This window comes from Colidextribacter sp. OB.20, assembly GCF_009911595.1.
GTDB lineage: Bacteria > Bacillota > Clostridia > Oscillospirales > Oscillospiraceae > Lawsonibacter.
In genome coordinates this window covers 43,469-65,419 of sequence record NZ_QWKG01000021.1, presented here as the reverse complement: position 1 = coordinate 65,419, position 21,951 = coordinate 43,469, and the positions used below count along the sequence as shown (strand labels likewise).

The 21,951-nt window shown below is 64.5% G+C and carries 23 protein-coding genes and 1 tRNA gene; 22 read left to right on the top strand and 2 right to left on the bottom strand.

Annotated features, from left to right (window positions below):
• From D1641_RS07050 to D1641_RS06960, 19 genes are all read left to right on the top strand, one after another.
• A partial coding sequence (locus D1641_RS07050) for a xanthine dehydrogenase family protein molybdopterin-binding subunit (RefSeq protein ID WP_160664088.1) occupies nt 1-2,394 on the top strand: 2,394 nt, incomplete at its 5' end.
• A 98-nt stretch (nt 2,395-2,492) separates the two neighbouring features.
• Nucleotides 2,493-4,748, top strand: a complete 2,256-nt coding sequence (locus D1641_RS07045; RefSeq protein ID WP_160664086.1) for a pyridine nucleotide-disulfide oxidoreductase/dicluster-binding protein — start codon at nt 2,493-2,495, stop codon at nt 4,746-4,748.
• On the top strand, nt 4,741-4,932 hold the full coding sequence (locus D1641_RS07040) for a DVU_1557 family redox protein (RefSeq protein WP_160664084.1): 192 nt from the start codon (nt 4,741-4,743) through the stop codon (nt 4,930-4,932). Before D1641_RS07045 ends, D1641_RS07040 begins: the two co-directional genes overlap by 8 nt.
• Before the next feature lie 13 nt (nt 4,933-4,945).
• Entirely contained in the window at nt 4,946-5,554 is a 609-nt protein-coding gene (locus tag D1641_RS07035; protein WP_160664082.1) for a helix-turn-helix transcriptional regulator, read from the top strand.
• Nucleotides 5,551-6,771, top strand: coding sequence for a DVU_1553 family AMP-dependent CoA ligase (locus tag D1641_RS07030; RefSeq protein ID WP_160664080.1), 1,221 nt, complete (start codon nt 5,551-5,553; stop codon nt 6,769-6,771). The genes D1641_RS07035 and D1641_RS07030 overlap by 4 nt, the downstream gene beginning before the upstream one ends.
• Before the next feature lie 11 nt (nt 6,772-6,782).
• A complete protein-coding gene (gene trsS / locus D1641_RS07025; RefSeq protein ID WP_160664078.1) occupies nt 6,783-8,066 on the top strand; it encodes a radical SAM (seleno)protein TrsS in 1,284 nt (427 codons plus the stop codon).
• Nucleotides 8,063-8,695, top strand: a complete 633-nt coding sequence (trsM, locus tag D1641_RS07020; protein ID WP_160664076.1) for a DVU_1556 family methyltransferase — start codon at nt 8,063-8,065, stop codon at nt 8,693-8,695. The genes trsS and trsM overlap by 4 nt, the downstream gene beginning before the upstream one ends.
• 16 nt (nt 8,696-8,711) lie before the next feature.
• Entirely contained in the window at nt 8,712-9,800 is a 1,089-nt protein-coding gene (locus D1641_RS07015; RefSeq protein WP_160664073.1) for a histidine phosphatase family protein, read from the top strand.
• Nucleotides 9,779-10,717, top strand: a complete 939-nt coding sequence (locus D1641_RS07010; RefSeq protein WP_160664071.1) for an NTP transferase domain-containing protein — start codon at nt 9,779-9,781, stop codon at nt 10,715-10,717. The genes D1641_RS07015 and D1641_RS07010 overlap by 22 nt, the downstream gene beginning before the upstream one ends.
• Nucleotides 10,718-10,795: 78 nt before the next feature.
• Nucleotides 10,796-11,626 (top strand): xanthine dehydrogenase accessory protein XdhC, encoded by an 831-nt coding sequence (gene xdhC / locus D1641_RS07005; protein WP_160664069.1) that lies wholly within the window; start codon nt 10,796-10,798, stop codon nt 11,624-11,626.
• Between the two features lie 76 nt (nt 11,627-11,702).
• A complete protein-coding gene (moaA, locus tag D1641_RS07000; RefSeq protein WP_160664067.1) occupies nt 11,703-12,647 on the top strand; it encodes a GTP 3',8-cyclase MoaA in 945 nt (314 codons plus the stop codon).
• A 3-nt stretch (nt 12,648-12,650) separates the two neighbouring features.
• Nucleotides 12,651-13,130: a cyclic pyranopterin monophosphate synthase MoaC gene (moaC, locus tag D1641_RS06995; RefSeq protein ID WP_160664065.1), complete on the top strand. Its 480-nt coding sequence runs from the start codon at nt 12,651-12,653 to the stop codon at nt 13,128-13,130.
• Between the two features lie 6 nt (nt 13,131-13,136).
• A complete protein-coding gene (locus D1641_RS06990) occupies nt 13,137-13,571 on the top strand; it encodes an MOSC domain-containing protein (RefSeq protein WP_160664063.1) in 435 nt (144 codons plus the stop codon).
• Nucleotides 13,568-14,587 (top strand): molybdopterin-binding protein, encoded by a 1,020-nt coding sequence (locus D1641_RS06985; protein WP_160664061.1) that lies wholly within the window; start codon nt 13,568-13,570, stop codon nt 14,585-14,587. Before D1641_RS06990 ends, D1641_RS06985 begins: the two co-directional genes overlap by 4 nt.
• 113 nt (nt 14,588-14,700) lie before the next feature.
• Nucleotides 14,701-15,483 carry a molybdate ABC transporter substrate-binding protein gene (modA, locus tag D1641_RS06980; protein ID WP_160664059.1) on the top strand — a complete coding sequence of 261 codons (783 nt, stop codon included), beginning with the start codon at nt 14,701-14,703 and terminating at the stop codon, nt 15,481-15,483.
• A gap of 26 nt (nt 15,484-15,509) precedes the next feature.
• A complete protein-coding gene (gene modB / locus D1641_RS06975; protein WP_160664057.1) occupies nt 15,510-16,175 on the top strand; it encodes a molybdate ABC transporter permease subunit in 666 nt (221 codons plus the stop codon).
• A 5-nt stretch (nt 16,176-16,180) separates the two neighbouring features.
• Entirely contained in the window at nt 16,181-17,227 is a 1,047-nt protein-coding gene (locus D1641_RS06970; protein ID WP_160664055.1) for an ATP-binding cassette domain-containing protein, read from the top strand.
• A gap of 11 nt (nt 17,228-17,238) precedes the next feature.
• The gene (locus tag D1641_RS06965) at nt 17,239-17,736 is read left to right on the top strand and encodes a MogA/MoaB family molybdenum cofactor biosynthesis protein (protein ID WP_160664053.1); all 498 of its coding nucleotides are present in this window, start codon (nt 17,239-17,241) and stop codon (nt 17,734-17,736) included.
• Between the two features lie 13 nt (nt 17,737-17,749).
• Nucleotides 17,750-18,124: a hypothetical protein gene (locus D1641_RS06960; protein ID WP_160664051.1), complete on the top strand. Its 375-nt coding sequence runs from the start codon at nt 17,750-17,752 to the stop codon at nt 18,122-18,124.
• Nucleotides 18,125-18,174: 50 nt separating this feature from the next.
• Here the strand turns inward: D1641_RS06960 and D1641_RS06955 are convergent.
• A tRNA-Gly gene (locus D1641_RS06955) sits at nt 18,175-18,250 on the bottom strand.
• Between the two features lie 70 nt (nt 18,251-18,320).
• Complete coding sequence (locus tag D1641_RS06950) at nt 18,321-18,854, bottom strand: hypothetical protein (protein WP_160664048.1); 534 nt, start codon at nt 18,852-18,854, stop codon at nt 18,321-18,323.
• Nucleotides 18,855-19,074: 220 nt separating this feature from the next.
• On the opposite strand from D1641_RS06950, the gene D1641_RS06945 reads away from it, so the two are divergent.
• The 3 genes from D1641_RS06945 (at nt 19,075) to D1641_RS06935 (ending at nt 21,925) form a co-directional block, all read left to right on the top strand.
• Nucleotides 19,075-19,638 (top strand): biotin transporter BioY, encoded by a 564-nt coding sequence (locus D1641_RS06945; RefSeq protein ID WP_201757275.1) that lies wholly within the window; start codon nt 19,075-19,077, stop codon nt 19,636-19,638.
• 164 nt (nt 19,639-19,802) lie between these two features.
• Nucleotides 19,803-20,381, top strand: a complete 579-nt coding sequence (locus D1641_RS06940) for an RNA polymerase sigma factor (protein ID WP_160664044.1) — start codon at nt 19,803-19,805, stop codon at nt 20,379-20,381.
• Nucleotides 20,378-21,925 carry a PepSY domain-containing protein gene (locus tag D1641_RS06935; protein WP_160664042.1) on the top strand — a complete coding sequence of 516 codons (1,548 nt, stop codon included), beginning with the start codon at nt 20,378-20,380 and terminating at the stop codon, nt 21,923-21,925. The genes D1641_RS06940 and D1641_RS06935 overlap by 4 nt, the downstream gene beginning before the upstream one ends.
• Nucleotides 21,926-21,951 lie beyond the last annotated feature (26 nt).

Sequence of the window (21,951 nt, the reverse complement as noted above, 5' to 3'; positions counted from 1 at the left end):
CCCCTGGTGCGGCCCACCGCCCTGGCCAAGGTCTGCGGCCTGTACGACTACGGCGACGACCAGGAGCTGTCCTTCCCTGAAAATACCCTGTTTGGCGCCATTGTCCAGCCCCGTGTGGCCCACCACGCCAAAATTCTGGCTATCCACACCGAGGAGGCCGAGAAGATGCCCGGCGTCTACAAGGTGGTCACCGCCAAGGAGCTGAAGGCCGCCGGAGGCACCAACGTCCTGGCCGAGGGCCAGTTCCACGAGCGCTCCACCGTGCTGGAGTCCTCCCGCCGCGTGCTGTGCGACGAGAAAATCTTCCGTTACGGCGACGTGGTGGCCGTGGTCTGCGCCGACACCCGGGCCCATGCCCAGGCTGCCGCAGCCAAGGTGACCGTGGACATCGAGAAGCTCCCCGAGGCCCTGAGCTACCTGGAGGCTGTCATGCCCGACGCCGCCCGTGTCCACGACGATACCCCCAACATCTACTGCGAGCAGCCCCTGCTCAAGGGCGTGGGCCTGGAGGATGCCGAGAAGGTCCGTGAGATGATTGACAGCGCCCCCAATGTGGTGGAGGGCTCCTTCTACTCCACCCGTCAGCCTCACATGTCCATCGAGGGCGACGTGATGCAGACCTACTTCGACGAGGACGGCTTCCTCACCTTCCAGTGCAAGAGCCAGGGCGTCTACTCCTCCATCAACCGCATTGGCGGCAGCCTGGGTGTTCCCACCAGCAAGATGCGTGTGCTGATGAATCCCACCGGCGCCAGCTTCGGCTGGTCCACCAACGCCAGTGACCTGGCCCTGTGCGGCGCCTGCACAGTGGTCACCGGAATGCCCGTCTCCCTGTCCATGACCTATGAGGAGCACCAGCACTTCTCCGGCAAGCGGGCCCCCGCCTACTCCAACGGCCGGCTGGCCTGCGACAGCGAGGGCAGGATCATCGCCGCGGAGTATGAGTTCGGCGTGGACCACGGCGCCTACTCCTGGGGCGGCGACGACCTGATCACCAAGGTGGTCCGGCACGCCTACTTCCCCTACAATGTGCCCCATGTGGCCGCGCTGGGCCGCATCGCCAACACCAACCACAACTTCGCCACCGCCTACCGCTCCTACGGCTCTCCTCAGGCCTACACCCACTCCGAGTCCATGATGGACCTGATGGCCGAGAAGCTGGGTCTGGACCCCTTCGAGATTCGCTGGCGCAACATCGCCCACGAGGGCGACACCACCACTGCCAGCTACGACTACCCCCAGTACCCCATGGAGGAGATCATGGTCAAGGCCAAGCCCATCTATGAGGAGATGGTAGAGCACGCGAAAAAGACCTCCACCCCCGAAAAGCTGCGGGCTGTGGGCGTGGCCTGGGGCGGCTTCAATGTCACCGAGGGCGCCACGGACGAGGCCTATGCCGATCTGGAGCTGAATCCCGACGGCACCATCACCAAGTACGACACCTATCAGGAGCTGGGCCAGGGCGGCGACATCGGCTCCATGATGCTCACCTTGGAGGCCCTGAAGCCCCTGGGCATCAAGCCCGAGCAGATTCGGCTGGTGCAGAACGACACCAAGCTGTGCCCTGACTCCGGCATGTCCGGCGCCAGCCGCACCCACTTCATGAGCGGTAAGGCCACCATCGACGCGGCCAACAAGCTGCTGGACGCCATGCGCAAGCCCGACGGCAGCTACCGCACCTATGAGGAGATGGCGGCCGAGAACATCCCCACCCGCTACCGCGGCCGGTTCAGCTGCACCACCACCGCGCCCCGGGGCAAGAAGCTGTGCCGCATGGACCCCAACACCGGCGTGGGCAACCCCAACCCCTCCTACACCTACTGCTTCAACATTGCCGAGGTGGAGGTGGACGCCAAGACGGGCAAGGCCAGCTGCATCCGCTTCGCCTGCGTCACCGATGTGGGCAAGCCGGGCAACATCGCGGCCGTTCTGGGCCAGGCCTACGGCGGCATCTCCCACTCCATCGGCTTCGCCCTTACCGAGAACTATGACGACGTGAAGATTCACGGCAACATCGCCCGGTCCGGCGTGCCCTACTGCACCGACACCCCCGACGATATCAATGTGGTCCTCATCGACCGGCCCGACGAGATCGGCCCCTTCGGGTCCTCCGGGTCCTCCGAGGCCTTCCAGGCCTCCGGCCACATGGCGGTCATCAACGGCATCAAGCGGGCCTGCGGCGTGCGCGTCTATGAGCTGCCCGCCTCCCCCGACAAGATCAAGGCCGGCATGGACGCCATCGCCGCTGGTCAGGAGCCCTACAAGCCTGCCAAGTACTTCCTGGGCGGCGACCTCTATGAGGAGCTGGAGTACATCAAGGCCCACCCCGTCACCTTCGGCGGCGACAGCTTCTATGAGCCTCTTGACGACAAGAACGCGGCCAAGCCCTTCTAAGCACTTCCTTTCCACGCACTGATCCTTTCCACACAGGGTGCGACGACCCGGCGCGCCGAGTCGCCGCACCCTGCGGTCTCTTTCAAGGAGGTATCCCTATGGCCAGCTTTAAGGAAGAACTGAACGCCTGTATGCAGAACGATCCGCCTCCCTGCGCCTCGGTCTGCCCCTTTGGCCTGGATGTCAGGACCTTTATCGGTCACATCAAGCGGGGGGCCTTCGGCGCGGCCTATCGGTTTTACCGGGATGCGGTGGCCTTTCCGGGCATTGTCAGCAGGCTGTGTGACCAGCCCTGCGCCCGGGCCTGCGTCTTTTCCGCCAAGGGGGGGGCCATCGCCCTGCGGGACCTGGAGGCGGCGGCCATCGCCCACGCCCCCAGCACCAGGCCCAACAGCTACAACCTGCCCAGGCGGCCGGCGAGGATTGCCGTCATCGGGGCGGGCCCCAGCGGGTTGGCCTGCGCTCTGCGGCTGGCCTCCAAAAAGTATGAGGTCGTTATCTTTGAGAAGGAAGAACGTATGGGGGGCTCCCTCCGGCGGCTTCTGCCGGAGGAGGTCTTTCTGCCCGAGCTAGAGCGGCAGTTCATGTATGAGAAGGTAGACTTCCGCTTTTCTACCCCGGTGGACGACCTGTCCCGGCTTGAGGCGGACGCGGTCTATGTCGCTACTGGAGAGGGCGGGGCGTCCTTCGGGCTGGAGCTGTCCGGCGAGGGGGCCTGCGCCTCCCTACGGGCGGGGTTCTTCCTGGGCGGAGAGCTGACAGGCCGGAGTGTGATGGAGGCCATCGCCGACGGCCTGCTGGCTGCCAAGGCCATAGAGCGGTATTTGAAGATCGGAGCCATGAACGAGCCCCTGCGGGACTACTCCACCCGCTTCCATCCGGACCCGGCTCTGCTGCCCTACACCCCTCCCATACATCGGGGGGAGGAGGTATTTACAGAGGAGGAGGCCGTGGCCGAGGCTGGGCGCTGTCAGCAATGCCAGTGCGACGCCTGCGTGAAGTACTGCGATCTGATGCGCAGCTACCGCAAATATCCCAAGCGGGTGGAGGAGGAGGTACAGACCACCATCGAGCCGGTGAGCCTGTCCCGAAAGGCCCGGCTGGGCACCCGGATGATCGCCACCTGCAACCACTGCGGGCTGTGTAAACAGGTGTGTCCCGTGTCGCTGGACACTGGGACCTACCTGCTTGACAGCCACCGGCGGATGGTGGAGGAGAAGGCCATGCCCTGGGCCTACCACGAGTTCTGGCTGCGGGATATGGACTTCTCCTGCAAGGAGGCCTCCGCGGTGGTCAATCCCTCGGGGAGCGGGATGCCCAGGTATCTGTTTTTCCCCGGCTGCCGCCTGGGGGGCTCCGACCCCCGGCTGGTGCTGGACAGCTTTGGGGCCATCCTGGAGCGGGAGCCCTCCGCCGCCCTCTATCAGGCCTGCTGCGGCGCACCGGCGGAGTGGGCGGGGGAGGAGGCGCTCCACAATGAGGTGACGGAGCGCTTCCTGGCGGTCTGGGAGTCGCTGGGCCGGCCCAAGGTGGTCTTTGCCTGCCTCAACTGCCGCAAGCAGCTCCGGCGCCATCTGCCCCAGGTGGAGGGAATGTCCCTCTACGAGCTGTTGGACAGCTGGAATATCCCCATAGCCGCCGCTGGAGCGGGGCAGACGGCCGCCGTCTTTGACCCCTGTCCCAGCCGGGACTTTCCGGAGGCCCAGAGGGCAGTCCGGTCCCTGGCACAAAAGGCGGGCTTCCGGGTGGAGCCGCTGCCGCTGGAGGGAAAATACGCCCAGTGCTGCGGCTGGGGGGGACAGGTGGAGATCGCCAACCCCAAGTACGCGGAGGGGGTGACGCGAAACCGCATGGAGGCCAGCCCGCTGCCCTACCTGGTATACTGCGCCAACTGCCGGGACGTCTTTGCCCGGCAGGGCAAGGAGGCGGCCCACCTGCTGCGGGCCCTTTTCCCCGGTGGCGCGGGCAGCCTGTGGGACGTCCCCGCCCCCACCGCCACCCAGGGCCGGGAGAACCGGCGCTGGCTGAAGCGGCAGCTCTTGCTGCGATACTGCCCGGAGGAGGGGGATAAGATGGAGACAGCTCACACAGCGGCGCCCCTGCTGATTACGCCGGAGCTGCTGGAGAAGATGGACCGGGGCTACCTGCTCCGGGAGGACGTGGAGGCGGTTGTGGAGACCTGTGAGCGTACCGGGAGGAGCCTGACCAATCCGGAGACCGGCACCCGGGTGGGACACGCCCAGGTGGGCCGGATGACCGTATGGGTGGAGTACCGGAACCTGGAGAACTGCCGGGAGCTGGTGAACGTATACGCCCACCGGATGCAGATATTGGAGGGAAAAGAGCATGTCTGAACAGCCCATGATTTGCAGCCTGTGCAAATGCCCCCTGGAGGTCAAACGGGTGGACTTTGAATATGTGGGCCACATGTTTTTCGCCGACGCCCCCCGCTGTCCGGTCTGCGGACAGGTCTATCTGTCGGAGGAGCTGGTGAAGGGCCGGGTGGCCGAGGTGGAAATGCAGCTGGAGGATAAATAGGAGGTGCGGCACCGTGAACAGTCAGAGGAAAGTATCTGAGCAGCTGGGCGGCACCATCCGGGACCTGCGCCGGCAGCACGGTCTGACCCTGCGGGAGATGGCCGGAAAGACCGGACTGTCCACCGGCTTCCTCAGCAAGATTGAGCGGGGCTTCAGCCAGCCCTCCATCAACAACCTGCATAAGATCTGCTATGCGCTCCACATCGCCATCGACGACCTGGCCGCCCCCAAACAGAGCGAAGGTCAGCCGGAGCAGGCGGAGCCCGCCTCCCCGGATTCCATGCTGATAAAAAAGGGACAGCGCTCCCTCATCTACAATGTAAACAATATGGTTAAGCTGGAGTCCATCTTTTCCGCCAGCTCCCGGTATAAGCTGGATGTGCTCACCCTGACGGGGGGCAAGGTGGACTACGCCTCCAAGCACCGCTACGAGGAGATCGGCATTGTTTCCCGGGGAAAGATGGAGATTCAGTTCGAGACCGGAGAGGTCTATCATCTGGACGAGGGGGATGTGCTCCAGATTCCCTTGGACACAGAGCACACTGTGCGCAATCTGTCGGAGGACATGTGCGTCAGCTTCTGGTTCAAGCTGATGGAGGAAGGGGACGACGCCGAGGTATGAGGCGGTCAGTGCTGGAGCCCTGGATCAGGGCGCGGACGGGCTGTGGGAGCCGGGAGGAGCTGGACCGCTGGCAGCTGGAGCGGCTGCGGCAGGTCCTGGACCGGGCGAAGGAGTGCAGCCCCTTCTATCGGGAGCACCTGCGGGCGGTCCGTTCTGAGGACGTTTCCAACCGGGCGGACCTGGAGGGGATTCCCTTCACCACGGCGGAGCAGCTCCGGGCCGGCCCTCAGAGCTGGCTGTGCTGTCCGGCCAGCCAGGTGGAGCGGATTGTGACCCTCAAGACCTCGGGCACCGCCGGCGCCCCGAAGCGGGTCTTTTTCGCTCAGGAGGACCAGGAGCGGACGGTGGACTTCTTTGCCCACGGCATGGGAGAGCTGGTCTCTCCCGGAGATCGGGTGCTGATTCTCATGCCCGGGCAGCAGCCGGGGAGCGTGGGCGACCTGCTGGAGAAGAGCCTGGCCCGGATGGGCGTTCAGGCGGTCCAGGGGGGGCCGGTGGCCGATATTCGGGCCGGCTACGACCTGCTCCGGACCTCTGGCTGCGGCTGTGCGGTGGGCATCCCCGTTCAGGTGCTGGGGCTGGCGGAGTACGGCGCCCAGCTTCCCCCGAAACAGCGGGCCAGGGTGAAATCGGTTCTGCTCAGCGCTGACGCCGCCCACCCCGCCCTGATCCGCCGTGTGGGGGAGCTGCTGGACTGCCAGGTGTTCAACCACTTCGGCATGACGGAGATGGGCTTCGGGGTGGCGGTGGAGTGCTCCGCCCATCAGGGCTGCCACATCCGGGAGAACGACATTCTGGTGGAGGTTATCGACCCGAGCACCGGAGAGAGCCTCCCCGACGGCCAGCCGGGGGAGCTGGTTTTTACCACCCTGGACCCCCGGGCCATGCCCTTTATCCGTTACCGGACGGGGGATATGGGGACGCTTCTGCCGGGGGCCTGTCCCTGCGGCAGCTTTGTCCGGCGGATGCTCCCCTGGGGCGGCCGCCTAGTCGGCGGGGGACGGCTGTGGGCGCTGGACGGCGTCCTGCTGGCCTGCCCCGGCGTGGTGGACTACGCCCTGGAGGAAGGGACGCTCACTCTGTACGGAGTAATTCCCCCGGAACCGGAAAATATCCACCGTGCGCTGGCGGAGGCGGGGATTCCCGTCCCAGAGCGCATCAGAACCCGGACCATCGCCGGCTTTTCCGGCACTGGGATGCAGAAACGGAGCCTTTAGGAGGACTTATCATGCACAAAACCACCAGCGTTTGTCCCGTCTGTCTGCGGCGTGTCCCGGCGGTCCGGGTGGAGCGGGATGGGCGATGCTATCAGGAGAAAGCCTGCCCGGAGCATGGAGCGTTTTCCACCCTGATCTGGCAGGGGAGCGAGGCCCTGGAGGACTGGACCGGCCCCCGGGAGGAGACTGGGGCGGAGCCCGGCCTGAACTGCCCGGCGGACTGCGGCCTGTGTGATAAACATCTGCGAAACACCTGCTGCACCCTGCTGGAGGTGACGGACCGCTGCAATCTCCGCTGCCGCTTCTGCTTTGCCGACAACGGCCAGACCCAGGACCCGCCTCTGGAGCGGGTAAAGGGCTGGATCAACGACATCGTCCGCCGGACGGGCGGCACCCTGCTCCAGCTCAGCGGCGGGGAGCCCACCCTGCGGGACGACCTGCCGGAGATTGTGGCATACGCCAAGGAGACCGGGTGCCCCTATGTCCAAGTGAATACCAACGGCCTGCGGCTGGCGGAGGAGCCGGAATATCTCCGTAAGCTGGCCCGGGCGGGGCTGGACATCGTTTTTTTGCAGTTTGACGGGGTTACGGAGGAGGTGTACTGCACCCTCCGGGGCCGGGAGCTGCTGGCCGTCAAGGAGGCGGCCATCCGGGTCTGCGGCGAGGAGCACGTCGGAGTCACCCTGGTGCCTACCCTGGTGCCAGGGGTGAACACGGACCAGATCGGGGACACCCTCCGCTTTGGCATGGCCCGGGTCCCCGCCGTCCGGGGGGTGCACTTCCAGCCGGTGAGCTACTTTGGCCGGGTACCCGTTCTTCCCGGTGAGGAAGAACGGTATACTATGGGCCAGCTGCTGGATGGCATTGTGGTCCAGACCGGGGGGCTCATCCCCAGGGAGAGCCTGGTGCCCTCCGCCTGTGACCACCCCCTGTGCGGCCTGCATGGGGACTATATCGCCCTGCCCCGGGGGCGGGTCTACGCCCTGTCCAACCGGAACAGGCCCCCCGTCTCCTGCTGCGGCTCCGCCGACCCGGCCCGGCAGAACCGGGACTACATCGGCGCCCGCTGGAGCCGACCGGGGGAGGGCTGCTGCTGTGAGCCGGAGGGGGACCTCCACTCCCTGGAGGGCTTTTTGCAGTGGAAGCAGGCCCGCGGCTTCACGATTACATCCATGAACTTCCAGGATGCTGGCAGCCTGGACCTGGAGCGGCTGCGCCAGTGCAGCCTCCACGTCTACCGGGAGGGGAAGCTGATCCCCTTCTGCGCGGCGTATCTGACGCCGCTGGTGCTGTGAGCGGCTGGTGGGCCTCCCTGTTCCGGGACTGCGGGAGCGGGGAGAAGCCGGGCGGGCTGGAGCTGACGGCGCGGGCGGCGGAGCTCTGCGGCTTTGGGCCGGGCAGCCGCCTGCTGGACGTGGCCGCCGGGAATGGCGGGACGGTGCGGTTCCTCCGGGAGCGGTTTGCCTGTCAGGTCTCCGGGCTGGACAGCGACCCGGTCCGCCAGTGCCCCGAGGTGGCCCTGGGCCGGGCGGAGGAGCTGCCTTTCCCAGACAGAGCTTTCGACGGCGTACTCATCGAGTGCGCCCTGTCTCAGATAGACCGGCCGGAGGAGGTTTTGGGGGAGTGCGCCCGGGTCCTGAAGCCGGGGGGACATCTGGTCCTCTCCGACCTGTACGCCGGTCAGGGCGGCGGCGCCGCCACCCCCCTGGGCCGGCTGGACAGCCGGGAGGAGGTGGAGGAGCGCCTGGACCGGGCCGGGCTGGAGCCCGTCCTCTTTGAGGACCACACCGGCCTGCTGACCTCCCTGTGGGCCAGCGCCATGATGGCCGGGGAGGGGTGCGCTCTGGCGGAGGCACTCCGCGGGCCGGACTGGCCCCAGGGTGTGAAGACGGGGTATTACCTGTGTATTGCACGGAACATGTAGAGGGTGAGCTTGAAGTATGCGGACATTGTATCTGATTCGCCATGGACAGCCCAAGGTCCGGGAGGGCCATACCTGCGGCTATGCCCAGGACGTCCCGCTGTCTGAGGCGGGGCTGCACCAGGGGGCGGAGCTGGGGGAGTGGGCCCGGGAGAAGCCCATCACCGCCGTGTTTACCAGCCCCGCCCTGCGCTGTGTCCAGACCGCCCGGATGCTTGCGGAGGACCGGCTGCCTGTCCACACCGACAGCCGGCTGGCGGAGGTAGACACCGGCCTGTGGACCGGCCTGACCTTTGAGGAGATTAAGCAGCGCTGGCCGGCGGAGTACGCCCTGCGGGGGCAGAGCATGGGAACCTGCCCGCCCCCCGGCGGGGAGAGCTTTGTCCAGGCCGGGGAGCGGATGGCGGGGGCGGTTCGGGATATCCTTGCCCGGTCTGAGGGGGATATCGCCGTGGTGGCCCACGGGGGAATCAACCGGGGGTGGCTGTGCCGCCTGCTGGACCGCTCCCCCAGCCAGGTGCTGGCTCTGCCCCAGCCCTGGGGCGGGGTGACGGAGCTCTCCTTCGACGGGGACAGCTTTTCCGTTCTCCGGCTGGGGGTGCGTCCCTGCCCTTACCCAACTGAGGAGGAGGCCGCGGAGCTCTGGGAGAAATACGCCATCCCCGCCCCTGTCCTGGCCCACTGCCGGGCGGTGGCCCGGCGGGCCCTGGAGCTGGCGGACATGGTGGACAGGCCGGTGGACAAAAAGCTGCTATGCTTTGCCTGCCTGCTCCACGACCTGGTTCGGAGCAGGCCCGGCCACGCCCGCGCCTGCGGCGAGATCATGGTCAAGGAGGGCTGGCCGGCGCTGGCGGATGTGATCGCCCTCCACCACGACCTGCCTGAGGGGGCAGGGGTGGAGGCCAGCCTGCTCTATCTGGCAGATAAGCTGGTCCAGGAGGACCGGCCGGTCAGCCTGGAGGAGCGGTTCGGGGCCAGGAGGGCCCTCTGCGGCACGCAGGAGGCCCTGGAGGCCTGGGAGCGGCGCTACCGCCGGGCCAGGAGCGTTATGGAGGAGCTTGGCCTGAGCAGGGAGGAGGAGAAGATATGTCAGAGCTGGCAGGGCTGATTTTGGCCGCCGGGGTGTCCTCCCGGATGGGGGCCTTCAAGCCCATGCTCCCGGTGGACGGTAAGACAATGATCCGCCGGGTGGCGGAGATGATGTGCGGGGCGGGGGCGGACCCCGTGGTGGTGGTGACCGGCTACCAGGGGGGGACCCTGGAGGGGCATTTAAAGGACCTGGGCCTGCGCTTTGTCCACAATGAGCGGTACTATGAGACTCAAATGCTGGACTCCCTGCTGCTGGGGCTGGAACAGCTGGAGGGGGCCCGGCGGGTGCTGGTGTCCCCGGCGGACATCCCGCTGGTGGAGCAGTCGACGGTGGAGGCCCTGCTGGCGGCGGAGGGGGACTTTGTCCGCCCCCTGTTTCAGGGGACCCCCGGCCACCCTGTGGTGCTGTCTCAGAAGATTTTCCAGGGGCTGAGGAGCTACAGCGGCAGCGGCGGGCTGAAGGGAGCCATTGAGGCACTGGGCGTCCCGATCACCGACGTGACCGTGGAGGACCAGGGCACCGCCCTGGACAGCGACACCCGGGACGAGTACGCCGCCCTGCTGAAATACCGCCGCCGGCAGACCGACCGGCCCCAGCCGCTGCAGCTGGAGACGCAGGTCTGTCTCCGGGCGGAGACCTCCTTTTTCGGCCTGCGCAGCGCCCAGTTTTTGGAGCTGATTCAGACCACCGGCTCCATGCTCAGCGCCTGCCAGTGCATGCACATGTCCTACTCCAAGGGCTGGACTATGATTAACGAGATGGAGCGCCAGCTGGGCTGGCCGGTGCTCATCCGCAGCCAGGGGGGGAGTAACGGCGGGGGCTCCAGCCTGACCCGGCAGGGCTCTGGGCTGCTGTCCGCCTACCGGGAGCTCCAGGCGGATATCCTGGCCTACAGCCAGGAGGCGTTTCAGAAATACTTTGGCAATATGCAGTAGGGGCGCACAGCGCACCCCGGTACCCAAGGAACAGGAAATCGCTCTGTATCGAGACAAAATTGAAAAGGAGAGGCATCTATGCGTCAGTTATTTCAGCAGCTGGAACAGACCCTGCGGGAAAACCAAAATGCCGTCCTGGTGACGGTGGAGGCCAGCAGCGGTTCCACCCCCCGGGGGAAGGGGGCCACGATGCTGGTGACCGCCCAGGGCCGGATTGCCGGGACCATCGGCGGCGGCGCGGTGGAGTTCCGCAGCGAGCAGGTGGCCCAGGAGGTGCTGGAGTCCGGCGGCTCCCGGGAGGAGACCTTTCTGCTGCACCCCAACGAGGTCCAGGACCTGGGGATGATCTGCGGCGGAGACGTCCGGGTCCACTTCCGCTACTTGGCCGGGGGCGACCCGGCGGCTCTGGAGTGGGTGCGTCAGGAGCGGGCCCGGCTGATTCCTCCGGGGCGGGTGTTTATCTTCGGCGGCGGCCATGTGGCCCAGGCTCTGGTTCCCGCCCTGGCGGCGGTGGGCTTCCGGTGCGTGGTGCTGGAGGACCGGGAGGATTTCTGCCGGCCTGAGCTCTTCTCCGGTGTGGAGGAGACCCGCCTCATCCGGAACGACGACCCCGCCGCCTATGGGGACATCACGGCGGAGGACTACGTCGCTGTGATGACCCGGGGGCACAAGGACGACCTAACCGTCCAGGCCCAGGCCTTGAAAACCCAAGCCAAGTACATCGGGGTCATCGGCAGCCGGAAAAAGACGGCGGCGGTGTTCGCCAGACTGAAGGAGATGGGCTATACCGACGCCGACTTGGCCCGGATTACCACACCCATCGGTCTGGACATCAAGGCAGAGACCCCCGCGGAGATCGCGGTGAGCATTACGGCTCAGCTCATCATGCTCCGGTCGGAGAAAATGTAGGGTCGGTGTCCTCGCCGCCCTGGAGAGACGCAGGGGGCGGCCTCTGTGCCGCCCCGCCGAAAGGAAGGAATGGGGTATGAAGGATCAATACGGCCGGGCGGTGGATTACCTGCGCCTGTCGGTGACCGATTTGTGCAACTACCGCTGCCGGTACTGTATGCCGGAGGAGGGGGTGTGCAAGCTCAGCCACAGGGATGTCCTCTCGGTGGAGGAGTGCGTGGAGGCGGTCCGGGCGGCGGCCAGGTGCGGGGTGACCAAGGTCCGCCTCACCGGCGGGGAGCCCCTGGTCCGCCGGGGGATTCTGGATATCTGCCGGGGAATTGCCGCCATCCCGGAGATTCAGGAGCTATGTCTGACCACCAACGGCTCCCGCCTTCCTGAGCTGGCGGGGCCCCTCCGCCTGGCGGGGGTGGACCGGCTGAACATCAGCTTGGACACCCTGCGGCCCGAGCGCTTTGCGGCCATGACCCGCACCGGGACGCTCCGGCAGGCGCTGGAGGGCATTGCCGCCGCCGAGGAGGCCGGATTCACCGGCCTGAAGGTGAACGCCGTCCTCATCGGAGGCTTCAATGACGATGAGATCGGGGACTTCCTGGACCTGACGGTGGAAAAGCCCTGGGAGGTGCGGTTCATCGAGCTGATGCCCATGGGTCCCTGCGCGGAATGGGACCGGAGCTGTTTTCTATCCAGCCAGGCGGTGCTGGAGCGCTTCCCCCAGCTGGAGCCTGTGGAGGCCCGGGGGGTGGCCCTGCGCTACCGGCTGCCGGGGGCCAGAGGGACGGTGGGCTTTATCTCCCCCCTGAGCCACACCTTCTGCGCGAAATGCCGCCGTATCCGGATCACAGCGGATGGCAGGCTGAAAAGCTGCCTCCACAGCCGGGAGGAGATTCCACTCAAGGGCCTCCGGGGCCGGGAGCTGGAGGAGGCCATCCGCCGGGGCATTCTGCAAAAGCCGGAGGAGCACCACCTCACCCAGCGCCCCAGCGACACCCCCCGGAGCATGAACCAGATCGGAGGCTAGAATATGGCAGAGCTGACTCACTTCAATGGACAGGGCCGGGCCCGGATGGTGGACGTGAAGGACAAGGCCGTCACCCACCGCACCGCCACAGCCCGGGGGGGGATTTATGTAAACCAGGAGACCTTCTCCCACATCCAGGCGGGGACCATCAAAAAGGGGGACGTGCTGGCGGTGGCCCAGGTGGCGGGCATCCAGGCCGCCAAGCACACCTGGGAGCTGATTCCCATGTGCCACCCCCTGCCCCTCACGGGCATCGACATCGCCTTCACCCTGCTGGAGGACCCCTTCCGGGTGGAGATTACCGCCACGGTCACCTGCACCGGAGTCACCGGGGTGGAGATGGAGGCCCTCACCGCCGTGTCGGCGGCGGCGCTGACCGTCTACGACATGTGTAAGGCGGTCCAGAAGGACATGCGCATCGAACACATCCGCCTGCTGTCCAAATCGGGCGGCAAGAGCGGGGACTATCAAATCAAGGAGTGAATCCCTATGGCAAGCGTTATTTCCGTCAACATCAGCGAGAAAAAAGGGGAGCAGAAGCACCCTGTCCCAGAGATTCGGTTAAAACTCCGCCACGGCATCGTGGGGGACGCCCACGCCGGGGACTGGCACCGGCAGATCAGCCTGCTGGCTGAGGAGAGTGTGGACACCATGCGGGCTAACTGTCCCATCCCCCTGGACAGCGGAGTGTTTGCGGAGAACATCAACACCAGGGGCATCGACCTGAAAAGCCTTTCGGTGGGGACCCATCTGCGCGTCGGGGAGACCGAGGTGGAGGTCACCCAGATTGGCAAGGAGTGCCACAGCGACTGCGCCATCAAGAGGGCGGTGGGCAAATGTGTCATGCCCACTGAGGGCATCTTCGCCGTGGTGGTGAAGGAGGGCACGGTCCGGGCCAGAGACGAAATCGAGGTGCTGGCATGAAGCTGATTCAAACTCAGGACGCCGTGGGACACGTCCTCTGCCACGACATGACCCAGATCATCAAGGACCAGTTCAAGGACGCCCGGTTCCGGAAGGGCCATGTGGTGACGGAGGAGGACGTCCCCGTGCTGCTGTCCATGGGAAAGGAGCACTTGTACGTCTGGGAGATGACTCCCGGTATGCTCCACGAGGACGAGGGGGCCGCCCGGCTGGCCGCCCTGTGCCGCAATGAGCACATGACCCTCTCCGCCCCCAAGGAGGGCAAGATCGAGGTTTTCGCCGGCTGCGACGGCCTGTTTCTGGTGGACAGCCGGCGGCTTGCCGCCGTCAACTCGGTGGGGGATGTGATGATTGCTACCCGCCACGGGAACACGGCGGTCCACAAGGGGGACAAGCTGGCGGGCACCCGGGTGATTCCCCTGATTATCCCGGAGGAGGTCCTGCGAAGGACCGAGGAGGCGGCGGGGAGCGAGCCTCTCCTGTCCCTCCGCCCCTGGAAGCGAAAGACCGCCGCCGTCATTGTCACCGGAAACGAGGTGAAAAAAGGCCTGATTCAGGACACCTTCTCCCCCGTGGTGATGGACAAGCTGGCGTCCTACGGGGTGGAGACCCGCTCTGTGGTCCAGTCCGGCGACGGGGTGGAGGCGGTGGCCAACGCTGTCAGGGAGGCCAGGGCCAGCGGGGTGGACATCATTCTCTGCACCGGCGGCATGAGCGTGGACCCGGATGACAGCACCCCCGGCGGCATCAGGGCCACCGGCGCGGACATCGTCTCCTACGGCGCCCCCGTCCTGCCCGGGGCCATGTTCCTGCTGGGCTATTTTGACGACAGCACCCCCGTTATGGGTCTGCCCGGCTGCGTCATGTACGCCGGAGCCACCGTCTTTGACCTGGTGCTGCCCAAAATCGTGGCGGATGTCCCCGTCACCCGGGCGGACCTGGCCTCCATGGGGGAGGGCGGCCTGTGCCTGGGCTGCAAGCCCTGCCGGTATCCCGTCTGCCCCTTCGGGAAGTAAGACTGGTAAAAATAGCTGGACCTCCAGCTATTTTATAAAAACGTTATTCTGATATAAGAATATCGAATCGCTATTCTTATATACGAATAATGAAAAAAAAGGAAGAAAGCGATATGAAAAAACTGATGTCCCTTGTCTTGGCCGCGGCGATGGCCCTGACCCTGGCCGCCTGCGCCTCCAGGCCGGAGACGGTGGAGCTCCACGTCTTTGCTGCCGCCTCCATGACCGAGACCATGGATCAGATCATCGAAGCCTACAAGACAGAGGCCCCCAATGTGACCGTCATTCCCACCTACGACTCCTCAGGCACCCTGCTTACCCAGATTCAGGAGGGGGCGGACTGCGACCTGTTCCTCTCCGCCGCACAGAAGCAGATGAACGCCCTGGAGGAGTCCGGCTCCCTGCTGGCGGATACCCGAATTGACCTGCTGGAGAACAAGGTGACTCTGGCCGTCCCCCAGGGCAATCCAAAAGGCATTGAGGGCTTCGGCCAGCTGGCGGAGCTTCTGAAATCCGGGGATGTGCTGCTGGCCGTGGGCAACAGCGACGTGCCGGTGGGTCAGTACACCCAGAAGATTTTCGCCTTCTATAGGCTGGACGAAGAGGCGCTGGCCTCCGCCGGGGTCCTCACCTACGGCTCCAACGTGAAGGAGGTCACCACCCAGGTGTCTGAGGCTGTGGTGGACTGCGGCATTATCTATGGCACCGATGCCGTCTCCGCCGGCCTGACGGTGGTGGACAGCGCCACTGTAGAGATGTGCGGTCAGGTCATCTACCCAGCTGCCGTCCTGGGCAGCAGCCAGCACACCGACGAGGCTCAGGCCTTTCTGGACTACCTCCAGACCGACGCCTGCGCTCAAATTTTTGAGGGGGTTGGTTTTTCTCCCATCCAGTGATATAATAGCCGGAAAGGAGGGCGTCTATGGACTGGTATCCGCTGCTGAATTCCCTGCGCATAGCGGCCATTTCCACGGGGATTGTGTTTTTCCTGGGCATTGCTGCCGCCCACTGGATTGCCAAACTGCCTCGGACGGTGAAGGGGGTTCTGGACGTGGCGCTTACCCTGCCCCTGGTCCTGCCTCCCACGGTGGTGGGCTGGCTGCTTCTCCTTCTGCTGGGGCCCAAGCGCCCCCTGGGCGCCTGGGTTCAGAGTGTGTTCGGCCTGCGGCTGGTGATGACCTGGCAGTCAGCCATCTTCGCCACGGTGGTGGTGTCCTTTCCCCTGATGTACCGCACCGCCCGGGGGGCCTTTGAGAGCTTCGACAAAAATCTGGCCGACGCCGGCCGTACCCTGGGCCGGTCCAACAGCTGGGTGTTTTGGCGGGTGCAGATGCCCTGCTGCAAGCAGGGGATTTTGGCGGGGATGGTGCTGGCCTTCGCCCGGGCTCTGGGGGAGTACGGCGCCACCTCCATGGTGGCGGGCTACACTCCGGGCCGCACCGCCACCATCTCCACCACCGTCTATCAGCTGTGGCGCACCGGCGACGACGCCGGGGCCCTGGGGTGGGTGCTGGTGAATATCGCCCTCTCCGCCGCCTTTCTGCTGGCCATCAACCTGCTGGAGAGCCGGCAGAGAGAGAGGAGGTGAAGGGCGTGGCCCTGTCAGTTGATATTCAAAAGCAGCTGGGCAGCTTTTGCCTCCAGGTCCGCTTTGAGGCCGGAGACGAACGGCTGGCCCTGCTGGGGGCCTCCGGGTGCGGGAAGTCGGTTACTCTGCGGTGTGTGGCCGGGATTCTCACCCCGGACGAGGGAAGGGTCGTCCTGGACGGCGTCACCCTCTTTGACAGCGCTGCCAAAATCGACCTGCCCCCCCAGCGCCGGAAGGTGGGCTACCTGTTCCAACAGTACGCCCTGTTTCCCAATATGACGGTGGCGCAAAACATCGCCGCCGCCGTCCGGGACCGCTCTGCCCGGGAGGAGACGGTCTCCCGCCTGGTCCGCCGCTTCCGGCTGGAGGGGGTCTCCCGTCAAAAGCCGGGCCAGCTGTCCGGAGGACAGCAGCAGCGGGCGGCCCTGGCCCGCATCCTGGCCTCCGAGCCCCGGACCCTCCTGCTGGACGAGCCCTTCTCCGCCCTGGACAGCTATCTCAAATACCAGCTGGAGCTGGAGCTGATGGAGACGCTGGACCAGTTCTCCGGCACTGTCCTCTGGGTGTCCCACGACCGGGGGGAGGTGTTCCGCAGCTGCCAGCGGGTGTGCGTCATCGACCGGGGACAGTCCTGTCCGGTCCAGGACCTGTCCCAGCTGTTCCACAACCCCGGAACCGAGTCCGCCGCCCGGCTGTCCGGCTGTAAAAACTTTGCCGGTGCCGTCCCTCAGGGGGAGCGTATTTTTCTCCCGGAATGGAACCTGACCCTGGACTGGGCCCGGCCCGTCCCAGAGGGGATCATCCGCATGGGGGTGCGGGCCCACTTTGTCCATATAGCGGAGCCCGGTGAGCAAAACGCTTTTCCCTGTCAGGTGACGCGGGTGGTGGAGGACGTGTTCAACACCGTTGTGATTCTCCGGCCGGAGGGGGCCGTCCCCGGCGCACCGCCTCTGCGGATGGAGCTGGACAAGATGGCCTGGCGGGCCCTCCCGGCCCGGGAGCGGATCACAGTGTCCATCGAGCCCCGGGATATTTTATTATTTGAGGAGTAGGAGAGATTGCTATGTTTCAAGCCGCTGTTGTAACGGTCAGCGACCGCAGCTTTCGAGGGGAACGCCCCGACGAGGGAGGTCCTCTGGTGGCCGGCCTGCTGGAAAAGGCGGGCTGCGCCGTGGTAAAGACCGCCATAGTCCCCGATGAGCAGCCGCAGATTGAGGCCGCTCTGCGGGAGATTGCCGACGCCGGAGAGGTCCAGCTCCTGGTGACCACCGGGGGCACCGGCTTCGCCCCCCGGGACGTGACCCCTGAGGCCACCCTGGCCGTCTGCCAACGCATGACCCCCGGCATCCCAGAGAGCATGCGGTACGCCTCTATGCAGATCACGCCCAGAGCCATGCTCTCCCGGGCCCAGGCTGGCATCCGGGGCAGGACCCTGATCGTCAACCTGCCCGGCTCCCCCAAGGCCGCAAAGGAAAATCTGGAGGCTGTCCTGCCCGCTCTGTCCCACGGGCTGGAGATGCTGTCCGGCCGCCCCGCCGACTGCGCCAGGCTTGAAAAATAAGGAGGAAAAAATTATGATGATCGCAGCAGCCACCGAGGAAAACGGCATGTCGGCCGTCATTCCCGACACCATGGAGCGGGCGAAGGGGGTCATGCTCTTCGACCTGGAGACCGATGATCCGCCCCGGTTTGTCACCGAGAACCTGGCTAAGCACATTGTAGAGGCCCAGTGTGAGGCATTGCTGTGCGGCTTTATCTACGACACCCAGTTCTTTGAGACGGTTGCCGGGGCGGGGGTCACCCGATATCTGGCCGCCGGCCTGACCGTGGAGGAGGCCGTCACAGCCATGAACGCCTACCAGCTGAACATGATTCCCGACTATGTGGGCGGCCCCGGCTGCTCGGACCACGGCCACGACCATGAGGACTGCGGCTGTGAGAAGAGCTGAGGGGAGAGGGAACCAAAAAGAAAGACACCCCAAAAGGGTGTCTTTCTTTTTGGAGCGAGTGACGAGGCTCGAACTCGCTACCTCCACCTTGGCAAGGTGGCGCTCTACCAGATGAGCTACACTCGCAACAACATTGGCTATTATAGCGTCACCCGGCAAAAAAGTCAAGCCCTAATTTGCGGTTTTTTAAAAAATTTCAGGCGGCTGGCTGGGACAAAATTCCTTCCAGAGGGCCCTGATGGATGGGGCGCAGGCCCGCCACCCGGCAGAAATCCGCCGGACGCAGCAGGGAGGGGGGCTTGGGCAGCTCCACCGCGCCGCAGTCCTCCAGCAGCCCGGCCACAAATTGGGAGCAGAAGTAGTGATGCCGGCGCTGGAGGGACAGGTTGAAATAACAGGCGAAGGCCCCCAGCACGCTGTAGTGGTACTCCTCCCGCTGGGCGTACATGGACCTCAGCCGGCGCCGCAGACGGAAATAGGTCTCCTCGCTCACCTTCAGCTCATACAGGCAGCAGGGGACGGCCCGGCGGTAGACGGTGACCTGCTCCTTCACCAGCCCGGCGGGCAGGGCCAGGTAGCGGTATTTCCGGGCGAAGCTGTAGAAGGGACCGTTCGGACCGTCCAGGCCGATGGAGGCGTGGGTGTAGCGGTCCTGGGTGGCGAAGTGGATCAGCCGGGAAAACCAGGTCCCTGACCGGGTCAACAGGATGTAGATGGTGCGCTCTGCCATATGTGCTCCTCCCTCCGGGCTCTGGAAGATCAATCTATTCTATTCACAGAATAACAGATAAACTCTAAAAAGCTCTGAAGGAAACATTAAGAATTTCTGAAATCATATTGGAAATAATTGATGTAAACTTTTAAAAAAAGCAGTTGACAAAAAATGAAAAATACTGTATACTGCAAAATGTAATAAGTTTACAATGAGATTTGGAAAGGACCGATCATCAATGGAGACAAAAACCAAAAAAAGCAATGTATATTCCCTGGCAATGACCGCTGTGATGACGGCGGTAATCGCGGTAATCGCTCCCTTTTCTATTCCGGCCTGGGGAGAAGTATCCTTTACCCTGTGTACCTTTGTCCTTTATCTGTCCCCCTATATCCTGGGCTGGAAGCGGGCGACAGCGGCCACATTGGTCTATATTCTCATCGGCATGGTGGGTATGCCGGTGTTTAGCAACTTTAAGGCTGGACTGGGCGTGCTGGCCGGCCCCACAGGCGGCTATATTTTGGGCTACATCCCTATGGTAGTCATAGGCGGCCTGGTAATCAAGGCATTTCCGACAAAGCGGGCGGCTCAGATTGGCGGCATGATTTTAGCCACCGCCGTGCTCTACGCCTTCGGCACCGCAATCTTCTGTGCTCAGACAGGTTCCACCCTGGAGCGCGCGCTCTGGGTCTGTGTGATTCCCTTTATTCCCTTCGACCTGGGCAAGATGGTAATTGCCACAACAGTTGGTCCTGTTCTGAGAGCCCGGCTGGTCAAAGCCGGTATTGACCCGGAAAGTTGAAGCGTCTTCCCCCTCTCGATCCGCCGCCCCGAAGGTTTTGCCGGGGCGGCGGCTTTTTATCTTGCTTTCCGGAGAAAAGGGAAATATAATAGAAGAAAAAATTTTTGGAACAGGGGATAAAACGCCATCCCCGTGCGTTCCTTGTTTGACAGGAGAAATGGACTATGCTGGCTGCCTTAAGCGTCCAGACAACAGAAGAGGCGGAGGAGCGCCGCCGGGAGCTGGAGCGGCTGCTGTGCCGGACGGGCCAGGGAGAACGGGAGGCCTTCGGCAGGCTGTACAGCCTGACACGAGGGGCGGTGTACGCTCTGGCGCTGTCTCTGCTCCACGACGGGCACGAGGCCCAGGATGTGGCCCAGGACGTCTTTGTCCGGGTGTGGGAGAGCGCTCCAGGCTACCGTCCTCAGGGCTCGCCTATGGCCTGGCTGCTCACCATCGCCCGGAACCAAGCCTTGAGCCGCCTGCGCCGGAGCGGACGTCAGGTGGACCTGGACGAGGAGGCGTGGAACGCCATCCCCGCAGAGGCCCCGGGCGTCACCCCGGAGGACCGGGCGTTTCTCCAGGAGACGCTGGCCCGGCTGAGCGGGGAGGAGCGGCGGATTGTCCTGCTCCACGCCGTCACCGGCCTGAAGCACCGGGAGATTGCCCAGCTGCTGGAGCTGCCTTTGTCCACTGTCCTGTCCAAATACCACCGCGGGCTGAAAAAAATGAGAGCCCTGATGAAAGGAGAGATCAGCCAATGACAGACCGGGAACTGGTGCGAAAGCTGGCGGACGCCGTGGACCGGGCCGCCCCCGACGATTTGGAAGCCATTCTCTCCCGATGCGGCGGAGAAAACGGGAGCGTGATGGAATTGAAAGAGCTGAAACAAACAATCATTGACGTGGAGGCCGTTGCGGTCAAGCCCAGGAAAAAGCTGCGGCTCTGGCTGGCCGCTGCCTGCGCGGCGCTGGTGCTGCTGGGAACCGGAGGGGGACTGATGTATCACCAGAGCTACGCCGTGGCCTCGGTGGTATCCCTGGATGTGAACCCCAGCATTGAGCTGAAGGTCAGCCGAAACGAGCGGGTGATCTCCTGCACCGCCCTGAATACCGAGGCGGCGGCGGTCCTCTTCGATATGGACGGCGGCGCCGACCTGAAGGGCACAAAAGTGGATGTGGCGGTGAATGCCATTGTGGGGGCCCTGGTGCGGGAGGGCTATCTGGACAGCATCTCCTCCGCCATCCTCATCTCGGTGGAGGACAACGATCAGGACCGGGCGGCCCGGCTCCAGGCGGAGCTGGTGGCCTCGGTGGACGGGGTCCTCAAGACTCAGGCCCCGGGCACGTCTGTGCTGAGCCAGACGTTTACTTTGGATGCTGGGACGAATTATGTAAATTACGATTCCGGCATCTCTGCGGGTAAGGCTGCGTTAGTGCAGAAGGTGATTGAGAGGAATGGCGTGGATGCCGATGCCTTTGATCAGCTGGCCGCACTGTCGGTGGAGGAGCTGAACGACCTGCTGAAGGCGGGGGAGAAGCGCATCCCCATCGGCAAGTCCGCCGCGGCCTGGGCGGCGCAGGAGTACGCCGGGACACTGGTGCTCAGCTCCAATGTGGTCCAGGATGTGGACCCGGAGCTGGATGATACTCCTCCCCACTATGAAGTGGAGCTGAGTGTGTCCGGGCGGGAGTATGAGTATGTTGTGGACGCCTTCACTGGGGAGGTCCTCAGCGGGCAGAAGGATATCCTGAATACTCCGACCACCACTCCCGCCGCCCCGGACCCGGCGCCTCAGGACCCTGTGACGCCGTCTCAGAGTCAGGACGTGGGCCGGGATGCGGCCAAAAAGGCCGCCCTGGACAACGCAGGTCTGTCTGAGAAGGATGTCACCGGCATGAAAATCGAGCGGGAGTGGGACGACGGCCGGCTGGAGTATGAGATCGAGTTCTGGTGCGGGAATACGGAGTACGATTGCACGGTGGACGGTCATACCGGTGCCCTTTTGAAGTGCGAGATTGACCACCACGAGGAGTATAATTCCGGATTCCACAGCGATCCCTACCACAACGGGAGCGGTAACACCATCTCTTCTGCCGATATTGGCGCGGAGGCCGCTAAGGCCGCCGCCCTGACCCACGCCGGAGTGGCCGAGGGCCAGGTTACTAAGATGGCGGTGGAGCGGGACTGGGACGACGGCCTGCTGGAGTATGAGGTGGAGTTCAAATCGGGAGGAATGGAGTATGAATACACCATCGACGGCACCACTGGGGCCATATTGAAGTACGATTCCGAGTGGGACGACTGATAAAAAAGAGCGCCATCGGCGCTCTT